The following is a 16,209-nucleotide window of genomic DNA, read 5'->3' on the forward strand; positions in this document are numbered from 1 at the left end:
TGCCGTGCGGCGCCACCGGCGGGCGGCACCGGGGACACGACAGGCGCTCCGCCCGTCGATCACGGCCACCCGTCGGCGACGTCTCAGGCGAGGGCCGGGATGACCTCGCGCTCGAAGAGCTCGATGGCGGAGGTGTCGTGCGCCGCCTCGAAGAAGTTGGTGATGGCGTAGGTCATCCCGGCCTCCTGCAGGGCGCCCAAGCGCTCCACGAGCTGCTCGGGGGTGCCCAACAGCTGGCCGGAACGCATCATCTCGAAGCGGCTCTCGACCTCCGCCGGCGGCACCACCGAGGACAGCCGGTCGCGGTAGAACGCCAGCCGCTCCTCGACCTCGGCCTCGTCCCGGCCGATGAAGACGTTGTAGTTCGCGCTCCGTACGATCGCGTCGAAGTCGGTGCCGACGTCCTCGCAGTGCCCGGCGAGCACCCGTGACTTGTGGGCGAAGGTCTCGGGGTCGCCGTCGAAGTTCGTGTACTGCGCGTGCTGGGCGGCGATCCGCAGCGTCTTGCGCTCGCCGCCGCCGGCGATCCACAACGGGATTCCGCTCTGCTGCACGGGCAGCGGCCGGCAGATCGCGCCGTCCACCTGGTAGTGCGCGCCGTCCAGGGTCGCCACACCGCTCGACCAGGCCTGCCGCATGATCTGGACGCCCTCGTCGAGCATCGCGATCCGCTCGCCGGCGCTCGGGAAGCCGTAGCCGTAGGCCCGCCACTCGTGCTCGTACCAGCCCGCGCCGATGCCCATCTCGACCCGGCCGGCACTCACGTGGTCGATGGTCGCGGCGACCTTGGCCAGGTACATCGGGTTGCGGTAGGCCATGCAGGTGCACATCTGGCCGAGCCGGACCCGGTCCGTGCACGCCGCGAACGCAGCCATCAGGGTCCACGCCTCGTGGGTGGACTCCTGGGTGGGCACCGGGACGGTGTGGAAGTGGTCGAAGACCCAGATCGACTCCCACGCCGAGGTGGCGTCGAACCGCTGGGCCAGCCGTCGCATGGTCGGCCAGTCGTCGGCGGGGTCGACCCCGACCAGGTCGAGCCGCCAGCCCTGAGGGACGAAGATACCGAATCGCATACTCGGAAGCCTAGAACCGTAACCTAGCCGTCGCGCGCGCTGCCTATGCTTGCTCGCATGTCGCTGAACCTCTCTGTCATCGGAACCGGCTACCTCGGGGTCGTGCACGCCGCCGCGATGGTCCAGCTCGGCCACACGGTCGTGGCGGTGGACGTGGACGAGGCCAAGATCACCCAGCTGTCCGCCGGCAAGGCCCCGATCTACGAGCCGGGGCTCCCCGAGCTGCTGGCGGCGGCCCTGGCCACCGGGCGACTCACCTTCACCACGGACTACGGCCGCGCGGCGGACGCCCACGTGCACTTCGTCTGCGTCGGGACGCCGCAGCGCCCGGGTGAGAACGCGGCCGACCTGCGGTACGTCGACGCCTCGTTCGAGGAGCTGGCCAAGCACCTGCACGGGCCGACGCTGGTCGTGGGCAAGTCGACCGTCCCGGTGGGGACGGCCCAGCGGCTCGACGAGATGCTTCGCGCCAAGGCGCCGGGCGGGCCCGACGTCACCCTGGCGTGGAACCCCGAGTTCCTGCGCGAGGGCTTCGCGGTCAAGGACACGCTGCACCCCGACCGCCTGGTCTACGGCGTCGAGGCCGGCCCCCGCGGCGAGCGGGCCAAGGCGCTGCTGGACGAGGTGTACGCCGCGACGATCGCGGACGGCACCCCGGTCGTGGTCACCGACTTCGCGACCGCCGAGCTCGTGAAGGCCTCGGCGAACGCGTTCCTGGCCACCAAGATCTCCTTCATCAACGCGATGTCCGAGGTGTGCGAGGCGGCTGGCGCGGACGTCGTCTCGCTGGCCGAGGCGATCGGGCACGACGACCGGATCGGGGCCAAGTTCCTCGGGGCCGGCATCGGGTTCGGCGGTGGCTGCCTGCCCAAGGACATCCGGGCGTTCATGGCCCGCGCCGGCGAGCTCGGCGCCGACCAGGCCCTGACGTTCCTGCGCGAGGTGGACGCGATCAACATGCGTCGCCGCTCGCGGATGGTGGACATCGCCCGCGAGCAGTGCGACGGCTCGTTCATCGGCAAGCGGGTCGCGGTGCTCGGCGCGGCGTTCAAGCCGGACAGCGACGACATCCGCGACTCCCCCGCGCTGTCGGTCGCCGCGCAGGTCCGGCTGCAGGGCGCGCACGTCACGGTGCACGACCCGCAGGCGATGGACAACGCGCGCAGCAAGTGGCCGGACCTGTCCTACGCGGACTCCGCCCTTGAGGCCCTGCAGGGCGCGCACGTCGTGCTGCACCTGACCGAGTGGCAGGAGTACCGCGAGCTCGACCCGAAGGTCGCCGCCGAGCACGTCGCCCAGCGCCGGGTCGTGGACGGTCGCAACAAGCTGGACGTCGCGCGCTGGACGGCCGCCGGGTGGACGCTGCGTGCCCTCGGCCGTCCCACCGCCCTGGCCACCGGGTAACCGGTGAGCCACGCCAACGACCCGGACGTCGTCCGTCGGCTGCTCAGCACGCCGGCCACCTGGGCGGTGGTCGGGTTGTCGGCGAACACCTCACGCACGGCGTACGGGGTGTCGTCCTGGCTCGTCGACCGGCTGGGGCTGCGCGTGGTCCCGGTGAACCCCCGTGGTGAGAGCGCCTTCGGCGAGGCCGGCTACCGGCACCTGTCGGACCTGCCGGACCCGGCGCCCGGCGAGCACGTCGCCGTCGTGGACTGCTTCGTGAACAGCCGGCGGGTCGGTGAGGTGGTGGACGAGGCGATCGCCCAGCGCGACCGGCTCGGCATCGAGGCCGTCTGGCTGCAGCTGGGGGTCGTCGACGAGGCGGCGGCGGCGCGCGCCACGGCCGCCGGGCTGGACGTCGTGATGGACACCTGCCCGAAGATCGAGTTCCCGACCCTCGGCCTGGGCTGACCCCACCGCCCCCCCACCCCCCGCCGCGGTGATCATGCACGTTCGCCCCATCGGCGCAGGCCGGGGCGGGGCGAACGTGCATGATCACCGCGGGTGGGGGGTGGTGGGGGTCAGCGGGCGTGGGAGTGCTGGTCCTGGCCCGTGGCCCGGCGGTAGGCGTCGAAGCCGGTGTACGTCTGCCCGGACCAGCCGAGCTCGAGCTGCTGGGCGCCGGCGCCGACGGCACTGAAGGTGTTGTGGTCGCTGACGTCGCCGTGCGCGACGCCTCCCGGCACGGTGCCGTAGACGGCGTGCGCGCTGTTGGTGGCCACGATCGTGTTGTGCCGGAAGGTGTTTCGCGACGCGTGGTACTGCACGAGCAGCTCGGGGGAGCCGTCGTCCAGGCGGTTGTTGCCGCGCAACCGGTTGCCGTCGAAGACGTTGTCGTGGGATGAGCCGGTCTGCTCCCCGCCGCAGTCGTCCGAGCCGTCGCAGTAGCCGCCGGTGGCGATGCCGGTGAACAGGCTGCCGGTGATCACGTTGCGGCTCACCCGCACGTGGTCGGCCGCGCCCCGCGCGTTCTCGGCCGCGACCTCGATACCGATGTCGCTGTCGGACACCCGGTTGCCCCGCACGGCGATGCGCGTCCCACCGTCCACGTAGATGCCGTCCGCGCAGTTGCACCAGGCCGCGTCGCCGGTGCCGCCCTCCCAGTAGGCGGGGTTCCCGCGGGACCGGATGCGGGCCACCGTGTTGTCGGCGATCACGCCGTTCCGGGCCCGGTTGAGCGTCGAGTAGCGGGCGGCGCCCGCCAGCGTCTCCTCGTAGCCGATGGCGTCGATCCCGATGTTGTCGTTGTCGTGGATGTGGTTGCGGGCGATCGTCCAGCCGTCGACGTTGCCGTTCACGACGACGCTCTCGCTGGCTCCCAGGTGCAGGTGGTCGACCTCGTTCCCCACGATCGACAGGCCCGTCACCGAGCCGTGCGGGTCGTCGCCGTACACGGCGATGCCGTGCGCGTTGATGTCGAAGCTGCCGAGCGTGCCGTTGTCGTTGCCCAGGTCGTGCACGCGGTTGCCCTCGATGCGGATCGCGCGGTCGTGGCCGTGCACGAAGATGCCAGCCGGCGTGACGTCGAGCTGGTCGGTGCGGTAGCCGGTCAGACCCAGCCCGCGGACGGTGACGTGGCTGCTGTCCGCGATCTCGACGAGCGCCGTCAGCCCGGGCGGTGGCACGAGGCCGGCGCCGGACAGGACCGGCCGCTCCTGCCGGTACGGCGAGAGGCTCACGTCGTGCACGCCGACCAGCCGCACCCGCTGGTGGTATGTCCCACCCCGCAGCTCGACCCGCCCGCCCTGCTGGAGCCGGTGCACCGCGACCTGGATGGTGCGCAGCGGATGGGCCGCCGTCCCGGCGGCGCGGTCCGAGCCGGTCGGCGAGACGACCAGGACCCTGGACGACGCGGATGGCCCGGACGGCTGCGCGCTCGGCTGGGCGACAGCCGGCGGCGCGCCGGCCAACAGGCAGGAGGCGGTCAGGGCGAGTGCGGTGGCGACCCTCATTTGATCCCCGTGTTCGCGATCGAGCTGACGAAGAACCGCTGGCCGGCCACGAACAGGATCAGCACCGGCAGCTGGCTCATCAGGGTGCCCGCCATCAGGACGGGCCAGTTCGTGAAGTGCGAGCTCTGGAAGGTGGACAGCCCGAGCTGGACCGTCATCACCTCGGGCGAGGACGTCACCACCAGGGGCCAGAGGAAGTCGTTCCACACCGACAGGAACGTCAGGACGGCGACGGTGGCCACCGGCGGCCCCATCAACGGCATCAGCACCCGGGCCAGGATCCGCACGCGACCGGCCCCGTCGATCAGGGCGGCCTCCTCGAGCTCGACCGGCAGTGACACGAAGAACTGGCGCATCAGGTAGATCCCGAACGCGGTGACCAGGTTCGGCAGGATCAGTGCCGGCAACGTGTCGACCAGGCCGAGGTGCTTGACGATCAGCAGGGTCGGGATCATCACCACCTGGAACGGCACCATCAGCGTGGCGAGGATGGCCAGGAAGGCGAGCTGGCTGCCCCGGAAGCGCAGCCGGGCGAAGGCGTAGCCGGCCAGGCTGCACAGCACGATGTTGCTGACCACGCAGGTCACCGAGACGACGGAGCTGTTCAGCATCCAGCGTGCGAACGGCGAGTCCGTCCAGGCGGTAGCGTAGTTGGCCCACTCCAGGTGCGACGGCAGGCTCGGCGGGAACCGTCGCGTCTCCGCCAGGGTCGACAGGCTGGTGACGAGCATCCAGAGCAGCGGCACCGCCATGAGCAGCGCGATGGGCACCAGCGCGAGGTGCCACGCGGACGGACGGGTCCTCATCGCCGTCCCTCCTGCGGCGTCGGTTCCTCGCGGGTGATCCGCAGCTGCAGCGCGGTCACCGCGGCGATGGCCACGAACAGCACCACCGCGATGGCTGCGGCGTAGCCGGCGTGGAAGAACTTGAACGCCTGGTCGTACAGGTAGTAGACGACCACGGTGGTGGCTCGCGACGGGCCGCCCTTCGTGGTCGCGTACACCTCGTCGAACAGCTGCAGCGCGTTGATCGTCAGCCAGACCAGCAGGAACCCGCTGACCGGTCGCAGCAGGGGCACCTGGATCCGCCAGAACGCGCCGCGCGTCGAGCACCCGTCGATCTGCGCGGCGTCCATCAGGTCGGTGGGGATTCCCTGCAGCCCGGCGAGGAAGATCAGCGCCCCGAAGCCGATCCACCCCCAGACCGTCATCAGCACCACCGCTGGCAGCGCCTGCGTCGGCGAGGCGAAGAACTCGAACGTGGGTAGGCCGACCTTGCTGAGGGTGGCGTTCACCAGGCCGTAGTCGGGGTCCAGCAGCCAGCTGAAGATCACCCCGGTCGCGATGGTCGAGGTGACGACCGGGATGAACACGGCCAGCCGGTAGACGGTGATGCCGCGGATCCGCCGGTTGAGCGCGGCGGCGGCCAGCAGCGAGAGCACCAGCGTGCTGGGCACGAACAGCACCGTGTACTCGACGGTGCGGCGGACCGAGTCCCAGAACTGCGGGTCCTGGCTCAGCCGCTCGTAGTTCTTCAGGCCGACCCAGGTCCCCGGGGTCTGCAGGTCGTTCTGCTGGAAGGACAGCGCGAACGACCAGAGCACGGGCACCAGCCCGAACAGCGCGATCAGCACCAGGCTCGGGCTGACCATCAGCCACCCGGTCAGCGACTCGCGGCCGCTGCGGCCGAGCCGGCCCCGGCGGCGCCGGTCCGGCTGCGGGGCCCGGGCCAGGATGGTGCGCGGACGGCGCGACCTCGCTGCGTCGGTCCGGCGCTCCACCGTCGAGCTCACGAACCGGCCAGCGCCGCTGCCACCGCTTGGCTGCCGGTCTTCAGAGCGGCGGCCGGCTCGGCCTGGCCGAGGAGCACGGACTGCACCATCTGGCCGACCGCCGTGGAGACCTCGGCGTACTCCGGCAGGTTGGGTCGCACGTGCTTCACGTTGTCCAGGTTCGCGACGAACACCTTCTCCGCCGGGTACTTGCTCAGGAAGGTCTGGTAGCCGGGCAGCTCGGTCTCGGACTTGCGCAGCGGCAGGTCGCCGGTGGCGATGGCGAACTCCAGGTGCACCGGCGCCGACGTCAGCCAGCTCACGAACTTCACCGCGGTGTCCGTGCGACCCGAGGAGTGGTCGAACAGCAGGTACAGGTCCGGTCCGGAGATGGTCTCGTGGTTGCCCTGGTAGCCCGGCAGGTAGGTCACGCCGTACTCGACGTCGTCGTTGATGCTGGACAGGTCCCACGGCCCGGTCCAGAGCATCGCGATCTTGCCGCTGTTGAACAGGTTGAGGTAGTTGCCGTTGCCCGTGTCGAGGTAGACGGACTTGTCGGTGACGGCCATGTCCCGCAGCTGCTGCAGCGAGGCCAGGCCGGCCGGGGAGTCGAAGGCGGGCTTCGTGTTGTCGCTGGTGAGCAGGTCACCGCCGGCCTGCCAGAGCATCGCCAGGTAGCGCCAGACCGTGTCCTCGCTGGCGTCGTTGACGTAGGCCCACCCGTAGGTCTTCTTGGCGGGGTCGCTCAGCTTCTTCGAGGCGTCCCGGAACTGCTCCCACGTCCAGTCGTTGGTGGGCTCAGGGACGCCGGCGGCCGCGAACAGCTTCTTGTTGTAGACCAGGCTCAGGTTGTCCACCAGCGCCGGGACCCCGACGACCTTGCCGTCGACCGTCGCCGCCAGCCGCTCGGAGGGGTAGAAGTCGTCCCAGTTGAAGCCGCTCGCCTTCACCTTCTCGGTGAGGTCGACCAGCTTGGGCTGGCGGGCCAGCTGGGCGGCCGACGAGCCGTACTCGTAGGCCACGTCCGGGTAGTTGCCCGCGGTGAACCCGGCCACGGTCTTCTGCAGGGCGCTGTCGTTGCCGCCGTTGTAGACGAGGTTCACCTTGGTCGTCGGGTGGTCGGTGTTCCACTTCTCGGCCTGGGTCTTGAGCGCGGCCGCCTCGACGTCGGTGTACCCGTGGGCGACCGTGATCGTCGTCCCCTCGTCGGAGCTGGCCTTGCCGCCGCCGCACGCGGTCACCCCGACGAGCAGGACCGCTCCGACGGCGATGACGGCCGTGCAACGGCGGGCGACGCGGCCGCGCGGCAGGCGAGGGGTCGGACGGTCAGCGGCCATCGGTCACTCCCAGGTTTCAACCGAATCAAGCAGAGTCGAGCGTGATTCGTGCGCAGTTTTGCACGCTATTCAGAGACGGGTCAACCCTTCTGAGCCTGGTTTCGTGAGCGTTACGGCGCGACTCACCAACCGACTGGACGGCGCGTGAGCGAACCTGCTCGAAATGAACGCCCTCCTGCGCGTATGGTGAGCGCCATGCGACAGGAGGACCGCCTCGGGCTCATCCTCCAGGAGCTCAACGAGCACGGGTCGGTCGGCGTCGCCGGGCTGAGCGGGCTGCTCTCGGTGTCGGAGGCCTCGGTCCGCCGGGACCTGCACCTGCTCGAGCAGCAGAAGCTGCTGACCCGCACCCACGGTGGTGCGGTCGCCTCGGGCGTGCTGTACGAGCTGCCCATGCGCTACCGCGGTGGGCAGCACCACGACGCCAAGCGCTCGATCGCCCAGGCCGCCACCGCACTGGTCGGTCCCGACGTCAGCTCGGTCGGGCTGAACGGTGGGACGACGACCACCGAGGTGGCCCGCGAGCTGGCCTCGCGCACCCACCTGCGGGTGGTGACCAACGCGCTGAACATCGCCGCCGAGCTCGCGGTGCGGTCGAACATCGAGCTGGTCGTCTGCGGCGGCAGCGCCCGGGCGGAGTCCTACGAGCTGGTCGGCCCGCTGGCCGAGCTCACGCTGTCCAGCATCAACCTCGACATCGCGATCATCGGCGTCGACGGCGTGCACCCCACCGCCGGCTTCACCACGCACCACGAGGTCGAGGCGCACACCAACCGGGCCCTGGTGCGGGCCGCCGAGCGGGTCATCGTCGTCGCCGACTCGAGCAAGATCGGCCGTCGCGGCTTCGCCAAGATCGGCGAGATCGCCACTGCCTCCGACATCGTGACCGACGACGACGCGTCGCCCAGCGAGCTGGACGAGCTGCGCCGGCTCGGGCCGGCCGTGCACGTCGTCCCGGCTCGCTGAACGAGCGCTCAGCGCGCGAGCGGCACCCGCAAGCCCTCGGGCAGCAGCTCGCCGTGCGCGGCGACCATCGCGTCGGCCAGCCGCCAGATGTCGTCCACGGCCAGCGTCGCCGAGGTGTTCGGGTCGACCATCAGCGCGTGCCGGACGTACTCCGGCCGGCCCTGGACCGCGGCCTGCACGGTGAGCTCGACGACGGACAGGAACTGCCGGTTGAGGGCTGCGCACTGCGGGGGCAGCGCCCCGACGGCGACCGGCTCGGCACCGTTCTCGCCGATGGCACACGGGACCTCGACGCCGGCGCCGGCCGGCAGGTTCGCGACGAGGCCGCTGTTGGCCACGGTCACCTGGATGGTCCGCGGCGTGCCCGTGACGAGGCTGTGGATCACCTGCGGCGCGTACTCGACCGCCTCCTCGTCCGGCTCGACGTACTGCCCCGCGGCCACCTGCGGGATCAGCGCCTCGACCTCGGCGGCGTTGTCCGCGCTGATCTGCAGGTAGTCGCCGACCGGGATCCGAAGCCGCTCGATCTCGGCGTCGTCGTGCAGGTACCAGGGGACGTACTCGCTGGAGTGCTCGCTGGTCTCCGTCGGGTAGAAGCCGAGCCGCCGGTAGAGGTCCACCCGGACGCGTCGCCGCAGCCCGGGGTCGGCCGCGATCCGCTCGTCCAGCAACGGGTACAGGCTCTGGCCGTCCCGCTCCCAGCGCAGCAGCCAGGCCTGGTGGTTCACCCCGGCACTGTGGAACTGCACCTCCTCGAGCGGCACCTCGATGAGCGCGCACAGGTCGTGCACCGTCCAGAAGACCGAGTGGCACAGGCCCAGCACCCGCACGTCCGGGTGCGCGGTGGCCAGGTACTGGATGTTCATGGCCATCGGGTTGGTGTAGTTCAGCAGCCAGGCGTCGGGGCAGACCGCGCGGATGTCGGTGGCGAGCGCGTCGAGGAAGCCGAAGGTGCGCAGCGCGCGGAACACCCCGCCCACCCCGAGGGTGTCGGCGATGGTCTGCCGGACGCCGAACCGGGCGGGGACGTCGAAGTCGGTGACCGTCGCGGCGTGCCCGCCGATGTTCACCGCGTTGACGACGAAGTCGGCGCCCGCCAGCGCCCGGCGCCGGTCGCCGTCCGCCCGCACCGACGCGTCGCTGCCGTGCCGGGCGATGGCGATCCGAGCCACTCCCAGGGCCAGCTCGAGCCGGCGCGGGTCGTGGTCGTGCATGACCAGGTCCAGCCGGCCGAGGTCGGGGAAGGACAGCAGGTCGCGCAGCAGCTGCCGGGTGAACACGGCCGAGCCGGCACCGACGAAGCACACCGTGGTCATGCGGCGAGCATGCCACGGCGACCACAACCGAGCAAGAACGAGCAGTTTTCGTGATTGGTTCTGGACACACCGTGCGCGAGTCTGCGAAGGTGCAGCCATGTCGGACGTCGGCGCTGAGCCCTGCCACGTGCTCGTGGTCGGCGACCTCAACCCTGACCTGGTCCTGACCGGCGACGTCGTCCCGCGCTTCGGCCAGGCCGAGCAGCTGCTCGAGCGGGCCACGCTGACCATCGGCGGCTCGGGCGCGATCGTCGCGCACGGCCTCGCCCGGCTCGGCCGGTCGGTCGCGCTGCTCGCGGCGGTCGGCCAGGACACGTTCGGGGACGTCGTGCTGCGCGACCTGGGAGCGGCCGGGGTCGACGTCCGGCCCGTGCTCCGCCGGGTGGACCAGCCCACGGGCCTCACCGTCGTCCTGTCCGCCGGCCCGGACCGCTCGGTGCTGACCCACCTGGGCGCGATCGACACGCTCACGGCGGCCGAGGTGCGGGACGCCGTCGCCGCGCTGCTGCCGCGAGGGCTGCGGCACGTGCACGTCTCCTCCCTGTTCCTGCAGCCCGGGCTGGCCGCGGACCTGCCGGCCCTGCTGACGGAGCTGCGCTCGCAGGGCCTGACCACCTCGCTGGACACCAACGACGACCCGAGCGACCGTTGGCAGGGCGTCGACCACCTGCTCGCGCACCTCGACGTCCTGCTGCCGAACCGCGCAGAGGTCTGCGCGATCGGCCAGGACGGCGACCCTCGGCGCGCCGCGACCACGCTGGCCGGGCGGGGGCCGCTCGTCGTCGTCAAGGACGGAGCGGACGGCGCGTTCGCCGCCACCGCGGACGGCGAGCTGCTGGCCGCGGCGGGCGAACCTCGGGACCCGGTGGACACCACCGGCGCCGGGGACACGTTCGACGCCGCGTTCCTCGACGCGTGGCTGGACGACACCCCGCTCGCCGACTGCCTGCACCGCGCCACCCTCGCCGGGACGCTGAGCGTCGGCGCGCTCGGCGGCACGGGCAGCCAGCCCACACGAGCAGACCTGAACGAGCCGGGACGGGCCCATGCGCACTGACCACGAACCCTCCACGTCGCACGTGGACCGCGAGATCCGTCACCAGCCCCGCGCCTGGGCGAGCGCGCTGGACCTGCTTCCGGCGCTGTCCCCCCTGCTGCCCCAACCGGGTGAGCGGGTCGCGGTGATCGGCTGCGGCACGTCCTGGTTCATGGCCGCGGCCTACGCCTCGACCCGCGAGCTGAGCGGCGCCGGCGAGACGGATGCCTTCGCCGCGAGCCAGTTCCCGGCGGGGCGCCGCTACGACCGCGTGGTGGCCATCTCCCGTTCCGGCACGACGACCGAGGTGGTGCGCGCCATCGACGCGACCCGCGCCCCGGTGCTGGCGATCACCGCCGTGCACGACAGTCCCGTCGAGGCGGCCGCGGACGACACGGTCGTCCTGGACTTCGCCGACGAGCAGTCCGTCGTGCAGACCGTGTTCGCGACCACCGTCCTGATCCTGTTGCGCGGGTCGCTGGGCGAGGACCTGGCTCCGGTGATCGCCCAGGCGCAGGCGGTGCTGGCCGGCGGGACGTCCTACCCGGCCGAGCTCGAGCAGGTCGAGCAGCTCACGTTCCTCGGGCAGGACTGGGCGTTCGGCATCGCCCAGGAGGCCGCGCTGAAGATGCGCGAGGCCGCGCAGGGCTGGACCGAGGCGTACCCGCAGATGGAGTACCGGCACGGCCCGATCGCCATCGCCCAGCCCGGCCGGGCGGTCTGGGTGTTCGGCCGGCCGGTGGACGGCCTGGTCGCGGACCTGGCGGCCACCGGTGCGCTCGTCGTGGCCGACCCCCTCGACCCGGTCGCCGACCTGGTCCGCGCCCAGCTGCTCGCCGTCCGGCGCGCCCGGGCCCAGCACCTCGAGCCCGACCGGCCGCGCCACCTGACCCGCTCGGTGGTGCTCGGCGAGGACGTGCGGCCCGGCCGATGACCGTCGTCCGGACCGACGAGCTGGTGGCCCAGGCGCGGCGGCGCCGAGGAGCGGTCGCCGCCGTCAACATCATCACGCTCGAGCACGCCGAGGCCGTCGCGCAAGCGGCCGCCGCGACCGGGACCGCGGTGATCCTGCAGCTCAGCGAGAACGCGGTGCGCTTCCACGGCGGCCAGCTGGAGCCGGTGTCCCTGGCCGCCGCGGCGATCGCCCGGCACTGCGACGTCCCGATCGCCCTGCACCTCGACCACGTCACCGACGAGGCCCTGCTCGCCCAGGTGGCCGGATCGGTGTTCAGCTCCGTCATGTACGACGCGGGGGCGTTGCCGCACGAGGAGAACGTCGAGCGCACCCGCCGGGCGGCCGCGTTCGCCCACGGCGCGGGCCTGTGGGTGGAGGCCGAGCTCGGCTACGTCGGCGGCAAGGCGGACGCGCCGGCGAGCGCGCACGCGCCCGGCGTCCGGACCGATCCCGACGAGGCCGCGGCGTTCGTCGCCGCGACCGGCGTCGACGCCCTGGCCGTCGCCGTCGGCAGCTCGCACGCGATGACCTCCCGCACCGCCCGCCTGGACGACGCCCTCATCGCCCGGCTGAGCGAGGCGGTGCCGGTGCCCCTGGTGCTGCACGGCTCGTCGGGGGTGCCGGACGACGAGCTGCGCCGGGCGGTGGTCGCCGGTATCGCGAAGGTGAACTTCGGCACCGGGCTGAACGTGGCGATGACTGCCACGATCCGCGGCTGCCTCGATGCCGACGCGGCCCTCGTCGACCCGCGCCGGTACCTCGCGCCCGCGCGCACGGCGATGGCGGACACCGTCGGCGCGCTGCTGCAGGTGCTGGCCTGACCCCTGGCCCGGCCCTTCGGTCAGCTCAGCGGACCCGCGGCAGGTCGGCGACCTCAGGGTGCCGCAGCGTCCAGCCCGCCCACGCCGAGCCGACCATCTCGCGCAGGTCGTGCTGGGCCTCCCAGCCCAGGTAGTGCCGGATCGCGTCGGCCGACGCGACGGTGCGCGGCGGGTCCCCCGGACGGCGCGCGACGACGTCCGGCGTGACGTCGAGCCCGGTCACCTCGCCGATCACGTCGATCACCTCGCGCACCGAGGAACCCTGCCCGCGACCGATGTTCAAGGACAGCGACTCGCCCTCGCCGCCCAGGTACCGGGCAGCCGCGAGGTGCGCGGACGCGATGTCCGCCACGTGGATGTAGTCGCGGATGCAGGTGCCGTCCGGCGTCGGGTAGTCGTCGCCGAAGATCCGTGGCCGCTCGCCCTTGGTGAGCCGTTCGAAGACCATCGGGATGAGGTTGAACGCCTCGGGGTCGCCGAGCTCGGGCGTCGCCGCGCCGGCCACGTTGAAGTAGCGCAGGCAGACCGACCGGACGCCGTACGCCGCACCGGCGTCCTTGGCCAGCCACTCCCCGACGACCTTCGTCTCGCCGTACGGCGACTCCGGGACCAGGTGGCTCTTCTCCTCCACCAGCGCGGTCTCCGGGGCGCCGTACGTCGCCGCGGACGACGAGAACACGAAGCGCTTCACCCCGTGGTCGCGCATCGCCTCCATCAGCACGAGCTGGCCGAGCACGTTCTGCCGGTAGTAGTAGAAGGGGTCCGCGACGCTCTCGCCGACCTGCTTCTTCGCGGCGATGTGCACGACCCCGCTGACGTCGTGCTCGGTGATCGCTCGGTCCACCTGCTCGCGGTCCAGCAGTGAGGCGTGCACCAGCGGGGCGTCGCCGATCCGGGACGCGTCACCGGTGGACAGGTCGTCCAGGACGACGACACCGACCCCGGCCTGCGTCAGGGCGCGCACCACGTGCGCGCCGATGTACCCCGCGCCACCCGTCACCAGCCACGTCATGGCAGCCAACCTACCGGGCGGCGTTCAGGACCCGCCGAAACCGACCCCGCCCGAACGGCGCGAGCGCAGCCGCTCGCCCTTGGTGCGGGCCTGCGCGCCGAGGTCGTCCTGGAACGCCGACATCTTGCGGCGCAACGACTCTGCCTCCTCACCGGCGCCGGACCCGAGGATCCGGACGGCGAGCAGGCCGGCGTTGCGGGCGCCGGCCACCGAGACCGTGGCCACCGGCACACCGGCCGGCATCTGCACGATCGACAGCAGTGAGTCCATGCCGTCCAGGTACTGCAGCGGAACTGGCACGCCGATCACCGGCAGCGGGGTCACCGAGGCCAGCATGCCGGGCAGGTGGGCGGCGCCGCCGGCGCCGGCGATGATCACCCGCAGGCCACGGTCGGCCGCCGACGTCCCGTAGTCGAGCATCTCGCGGGCCATCCGGTGCGCGGAGACGACGTCCACCTCGTGCACGACGCCGAACTCGTCCAGCGCCTTGCTCGCGGCCTCCATGACCGGCCAGTCCGAGTCGCTGCCCATCACCACGCCGACCAGCGGGTTCGCACTCATTCGGTCACCACTCCCTGGATGTAGTCCGCCGCGTGCCGGGCCCGCTCGCGCAGGTCGGCCAGGTCGTCCCCGCACACCGTCACGTGCCCGATCTTGCGTCCGGGCCGCACCGACTTGCCGTACAGGTGCACCTTGAGCGACGGGTCGTGCGCGAGCACGTGCTGGTACGTCGTGTACAGGTCCGGGTAGTCGCCCCCGAGCACGTTGGCCATCACGGTCCACCGGGCGCGCGGGCGGGTGTCGCCGAGCGGCAGGTCGAGGACGGCGCGCAGGTGCTGCTCGAACTGGCTGGTCACCGAGCCGTCGATCGTCCAGTGCCCGCTGTTGTGCGGGCGCATCGCGAGCTCGTTCACGACGAAGCCCGCCCCCTCCCCCTCGTGATCATGCACGTTCGCCCCCGCGGGCCCGCCATCCCGGGGCGAACGTGCATGATCACCGGGGGAGGGGTGGAGCTCGAACAGCTCGACCGCGAGGACGCCGGTGACGTCGAGCTCACCCGCGATCCGCAGCGCCGCCTCGGTCGCGGCGGCCGCCATCGCCGGCGACAGGCCCGGTGCCGGCGCGATGACCTCGGTGCAGATCCCGTCCTCCTGCACCGTCTCGACCACCGGCCACGCCGCGGCCTGACCCATCGGGCTGCGCGCCACCAGCACGGCCAGCTCGCGACGGAAGGCGACCTTCTCCTCCGCGAGCAACGCCTCGCCGGCATCGAGGCGGCCCAGCCAGTCCGCGGCGTCGTCCAGCGAGTCGGCGACGAGCACGCCCTTGCCGTCGTAGCCACCGCGGGGGGTCTTGACCACCAGCGGCCAGCCCACCTCGTCACCGAACGCGGCGAGCTCGCCCGCGTCGTGCACCGCGGCCCACCGCGGGCAGGGCACCCCGATGGCGGCGAGCCGCTCGCGCATGACCAGCTTGTCCTGGGCGTGCACGAGCGCGGCCGCACTGGGCCGGATCGTCGCGCCGCCGGCCTCCAGGGCCTGCAGGTGCTCCGGCGGCACGTGCTCGTGGTCGAAGGTGACGACGTCGCAGTCGGCGGCCAGCCGTTGCAGGGCGGTCAGGTCGGTGTGCAGGCCGGGCGGCGTCTGGGCCGCGACGAGGGCGGCGCTCGCGTCCGGCGCCTCGCTGAGCACCCGCAACCCCAGGCTGAGAGCGGTCGCCGGGGCCAGCATCATCCGGGCCAGCTGTCCCGCGCCCACGACCCCCACGAGCGGGAACCCACCAGGGTGGTGGACGGCGTCCGGGGAGCGTTCGTGGTCCACGACGGCGAGCCTAGCCGGGCGTGCCGCTCCCAGCGGACGGGGTTACCCTGACCAGCGCGCGGGCGACCAGGCTCCGCGCCCCAGTCGTCGCCCCACCGGAGCCGTTCGTGTCCCACGCCCCCTCGCTCATCGACCGCGCACGCGGCGCGATGGACGTCGTCGTCCGGGAGATGATCAAGTTCGGCGCCGTCGGCGCGCTGGCGTTCGTGGTGGACGTCGGCGTGTTCAACCTGCTGCGCTACGGGCTCGGCGACGGCGGCCCGCTGGAGAGCAAGCCGATCACCGCGAAGATCATCTCGGCCACCTGCGCCACCGTCGTCGCGTGGATCGGCAACCGGCTCTGGACGTTCCGGCACCGCGGCCGGCTCAAGGCGCACCACGAGTTCGCGCTGTTCGTCGCGTTCAACGTGATCGGCATGCTGATCTCGGTGGCCTGCCTGTGGTTCAGCCACTACGTCCTGGACTTCACGACCGCCCGGGACGACAACATCTCCGCCAACGGCGTCGGCCTGCTGCTCGGCACGCTGTTCCGCTTCTGGGCCTACCGCACGTTCGTGTTCAAGTCCGAGCTCGCGGACGACGAGGTGCTCGGCCTGCACAAGCACCCGCACCCCGCCACGGACGAGCACCAGCCCGCCTCGCCCCCCGCCTGACCCCCGCCCACCTTTCTTGTCGCGGCGCAACGCCACTCCACTAGGTATGGAGTA

The 16,209-nt window shown here is 72.1% G+C and carries 16 protein-coding genes; 7 read left to right on the forward strand and 9 right to left on the reverse strand.

Annotation, left to right across the window (positions count from 1 at the left end):
• Positions 1–83: 83 nt before the first annotated feature.
• Positions 84–1,073 carry an LLM class F420-dependent oxidoreductase gene (locus ABEB17_RS03240; protein ID WP_345715131.1) on the reverse strand — a complete coding sequence of 330 codons (990 nt, stop codon included), beginning with the start codon at positions 1,071–1,073 and terminating at the stop codon, positions 84–86.
• Between the two features lie 57 nt (positions 1,074–1,130).
• On the opposite strand from ABEB17_RS03240, the gene ABEB17_RS03245 reads away from it, so the two are divergent.
• Positions 1,131–2,477 carry a UDP-glucose dehydrogenase family protein gene (locus ABEB17_RS03245; RefSeq protein ID WP_345715132.1) on the forward strand — a complete coding sequence of 449 codons (1,347 nt, stop codon included), beginning with the start codon at positions 1,131–1,133 and terminating at the stop codon, positions 2,475–2,477.
• Between the two features lie 3 nt (positions 2,478–2,480).
• On the forward strand, positions 2,481–2,927 hold the full coding sequence (locus ABEB17_RS03250; RefSeq protein ID WP_345715133.1) for a CoA-binding protein: 447 nt from the start codon (positions 2,481–2,483) through the stop codon (positions 2,925–2,927).
• A gap of 110 nt (positions 2,928–3,037) precedes the next feature.
• On the opposite strand, the gene ABEB17_RS03255 is transcribed toward ABEB17_RS03250, so the two are convergent.
• Genes ABEB17_RS03255 through ABEB17_RS03270 form a run of 4 tightly spaced genes read right to left on the reverse strand, consistent with a single transcriptional unit; the run spans position 3,038 to position 7,576 of the window.
• The gene (locus tag ABEB17_RS03255; protein WP_345715134.1) at positions 3,038–4,468 is read right to left on the reverse strand and encodes a right-handed parallel beta-helix repeat-containing protein; all 1,431 of its coding nucleotides are present in this window, start codon (positions 4,466–4,468) and stop codon (positions 3,038–3,040) included.
• Positions 4,465–5,274, reverse strand: a complete 810-nt coding sequence (locus tag ABEB17_RS03260; RefSeq protein ID WP_345715135.1) for a carbohydrate ABC transporter permease — start codon at positions 5,272–5,274, stop codon at positions 4,465–4,467. Before ABEB17_RS03260 ends, ABEB17_RS03255 begins: the two co-directional genes overlap by 4 nt.
• On the reverse strand, positions 5,271–6,260 hold the full coding sequence (locus ABEB17_RS03265) for a carbohydrate ABC transporter permease (RefSeq protein ID WP_345715137.1): 990 nt from the start codon (positions 6,258–6,260) through the stop codon (positions 5,271–5,273). The genes ABEB17_RS03260 and ABEB17_RS03265 overlap by 4 nt, the downstream gene beginning before the upstream one ends.
• Positions 6,257–7,576, reverse strand: a complete 1,320-nt coding sequence (locus ABEB17_RS03270) for an ABC transporter substrate-binding protein (RefSeq protein WP_345715138.1) — start codon at positions 7,574–7,576, stop codon at positions 6,257–6,259. Before ABEB17_RS03270 ends, ABEB17_RS03265 begins: the two co-directional genes overlap by 4 nt.
• A 195-nt stretch (positions 7,577–7,771) precedes the next feature.
• Here ABEB17_RS03270 and ABEB17_RS03275 point away from each other — a divergent pair, with 195 nt between their 5' ends.
• Positions 7,772–8,542 carry a DeoR/GlpR family DNA-binding transcription regulator gene (locus ABEB17_RS03275; protein WP_345715139.1) on the forward strand — a complete coding sequence of 257 codons (771 nt, stop codon included), beginning with the start codon at positions 7,772–7,774 and terminating at the stop codon, positions 8,540–8,542.
• 8 nt (positions 8,543–8,550) lie between these two features.
• Here the strand turns inward: ABEB17_RS03275 and melA are convergent, their stop codons facing one another.
• A complete protein-coding gene (gene melA, locus ABEB17_RS03280) occupies positions 8,551–9,858 on the reverse strand; it encodes an alpha-galactosidase (RefSeq protein WP_345715140.1) in 1,308 nt (435 codons plus the stop codon).
• A gap of 97 nt (positions 9,859–9,955) precedes the next feature.
• Here melA and ABEB17_RS03285 point away from each other — a divergent pair, with 97 nt between their 5' ends.
• From ABEB17_RS03285 to ABEB17_RS03295, 3 genes are read left to right on the forward strand one after another with little or no spacing between them, the layout of a single operon-like run.
• Entirely contained in the window at positions 9,956–10,915 is a 960-nt protein-coding gene (locus tag ABEB17_RS03285; protein ID WP_345715141.1) for a carbohydrate kinase family protein, read from the forward strand.
• Positions 10,905–11,828 (forward strand): SIS domain-containing protein, encoded by a 924-nt coding sequence (locus tag ABEB17_RS03290; RefSeq protein WP_345715142.1) that lies wholly within the window; start codon positions 10,905–10,907, stop codon positions 11,826–11,828. Before ABEB17_RS03285 ends, ABEB17_RS03290 begins: the two co-directional genes overlap by 11 nt.
• Entirely contained in the window at positions 11,825–12,670 is an 846-nt protein-coding gene (locus ABEB17_RS03295; RefSeq protein ID WP_345715143.1) for a class II fructose-bisphosphate aldolase, read from the forward strand. The genes ABEB17_RS03290 and ABEB17_RS03295 overlap by 4 nt, the downstream gene beginning before the upstream one ends.
• Positions 12,671–12,695: 25 nt before the next feature.
• On the opposite strand, the gene galE is transcribed toward ABEB17_RS03295, so the two are convergent.
• Genes galE through ABEB17_RS03310 form a run of 3 tightly spaced genes read right to left on the reverse strand, consistent with a single transcriptional unit; the run spans position 12,696 to position 15,415 of the window.
• Positions 12,696–13,682, reverse strand: a complete 987-nt coding sequence (gene galE / locus ABEB17_RS03300) for a UDP-glucose 4-epimerase GalE (RefSeq protein WP_345715144.1) — start codon at positions 13,680–13,682, stop codon at positions 12,696–12,698.
• A 24-nt stretch (positions 13,683–13,706) separates the two neighbouring features.
• Positions 13,707–14,243 carry a 5-(carboxyamino)imidazole ribonucleotide mutase gene (purE, locus tag ABEB17_RS03305; RefSeq protein ID WP_345715145.1) on the reverse strand — a complete coding sequence of 179 codons (537 nt, stop codon included), beginning with the start codon at positions 14,241–14,243 and terminating at the stop codon, positions 13,707–13,709.
• Complete coding sequence (locus ABEB17_RS03310) at positions 14,240–15,415, reverse strand: 5-(carboxyamino)imidazole ribonucleotide synthase (protein WP_378227085.1); 1,176 nt, start codon at positions 15,413–15,415, stop codon at positions 14,240–14,242. The genes purE and ABEB17_RS03310 overlap by 4 nt, the downstream gene beginning before the upstream one ends.
• 194 nt (positions 15,416–15,609) lie before the next feature.
• Between ABEB17_RS03310 and ABEB17_RS03315 the strand changes: the two genes are divergently transcribed.
• Positions 15,610–16,155, forward strand: a complete 546-nt coding sequence (locus ABEB17_RS03315; protein ID WP_345715147.1) for a GtrA family protein — start codon at positions 15,610–15,612, stop codon at positions 16,153–16,155.
• The last annotated feature ends 54 nt before the right edge of the window (positions 16,156–16,209 follow it).

The sequence above is a fragment of the Angustibacter luteus genome, from assembly GCF_039541115.1.
In the GTDB taxonomy this organism is placed as follows: Bacteria; Actinomycetota; Actinomycetes; order Actinomycetales; family Angustibacteraceae; genus Angustibacter; species Angustibacter luteus.

Coding starts and splice junctions, on each gene's coding strand:
- ABEB17_RS03240 (WP_345715131.1), bottom strand. CDS start 1,073: ATGCGATTCGGTATCTTCGTCCCTCAGGGCTGGCGGCTCGACCTGGTC.
- ABEB17_RS03245 (WP_345715132.1), top strand. CDS start 1,131: ATGTCGCTGAACCTCTCTGTCATCGGAACCGGCTACCTCGGGGTCGTG.
- ABEB17_RS03255 (WP_345715134.1), bottom strand. CDS start 4,468: ATGAGGGTCGCCACCGCACTCGCCCTGACCGCCTCCTGCCTGTTGGCC.
- ABEB17_RS03260 (WP_345715135.1), bottom strand. CDS start 5,274: ATGAGGACCCGTCCGTCCGCGTGGCACCTCGCGCTGGTGCCCATCGCG.
- ABEB17_RS03270 (WP_345715138.1), bottom strand. CDS start 7,576: ATGGCCGCTGACCGTCCGACCCCTCGCCTGCCGCGCGGCCGCGTCGCC.
- ABEB17_RS03275 (WP_345715139.1), top strand. CDS start 7,772: ATGCGACAGGAGGACCGCCTCGGGCTCATCCTCCAGGAGCTCAACGAG.
- melA (WP_345715140.1), bottom strand. CDS start 9,858: ATGACCACGGTGTGCTTCGTCGGTGCCGGCTCGGCCGTGTTCACCCGG.
- ABEB17_RS03285 (WP_345715141.1), top strand. CDS start 9,956: ATGTCGGACGTCGGCGCTGAGCCCTGCCACGTGCTCGTGGTCGGCGAC.
- ABEB17_RS03290 (WP_345715142.1), top strand. CDS start 10,905: ATGCGCACTGACCACGAACCCTCCACGTCGCACGTGGACCGCGAGATC.
- ABEB17_RS03295 (WP_345715143.1), top strand. CDS start 11,825: ATGACCGTCGTCCGGACCGACGAGCTGGTGGCCCAGGCGCGGCGGCGC.
- galE (WP_345715144.1), bottom strand. CDS start 13,682: ATGACGTGGCTGGTGACGGGTGGCGCGGGGTACATCGGCGCGCACGTG.
- purE (WP_345715145.1), bottom strand. CDS start 14,243: ATGAGTGCGAACCCGCTGGTCGGCGTGGTGATGGGCAGCGACTCGGAC.
- ABEB17_RS03310 (WP_378227085.1), bottom strand. CDS start 15,415: ATGATGCTGGCCCCGGCGACCGCTCTCAGCCTGGGGTTGCGGGTGCTC.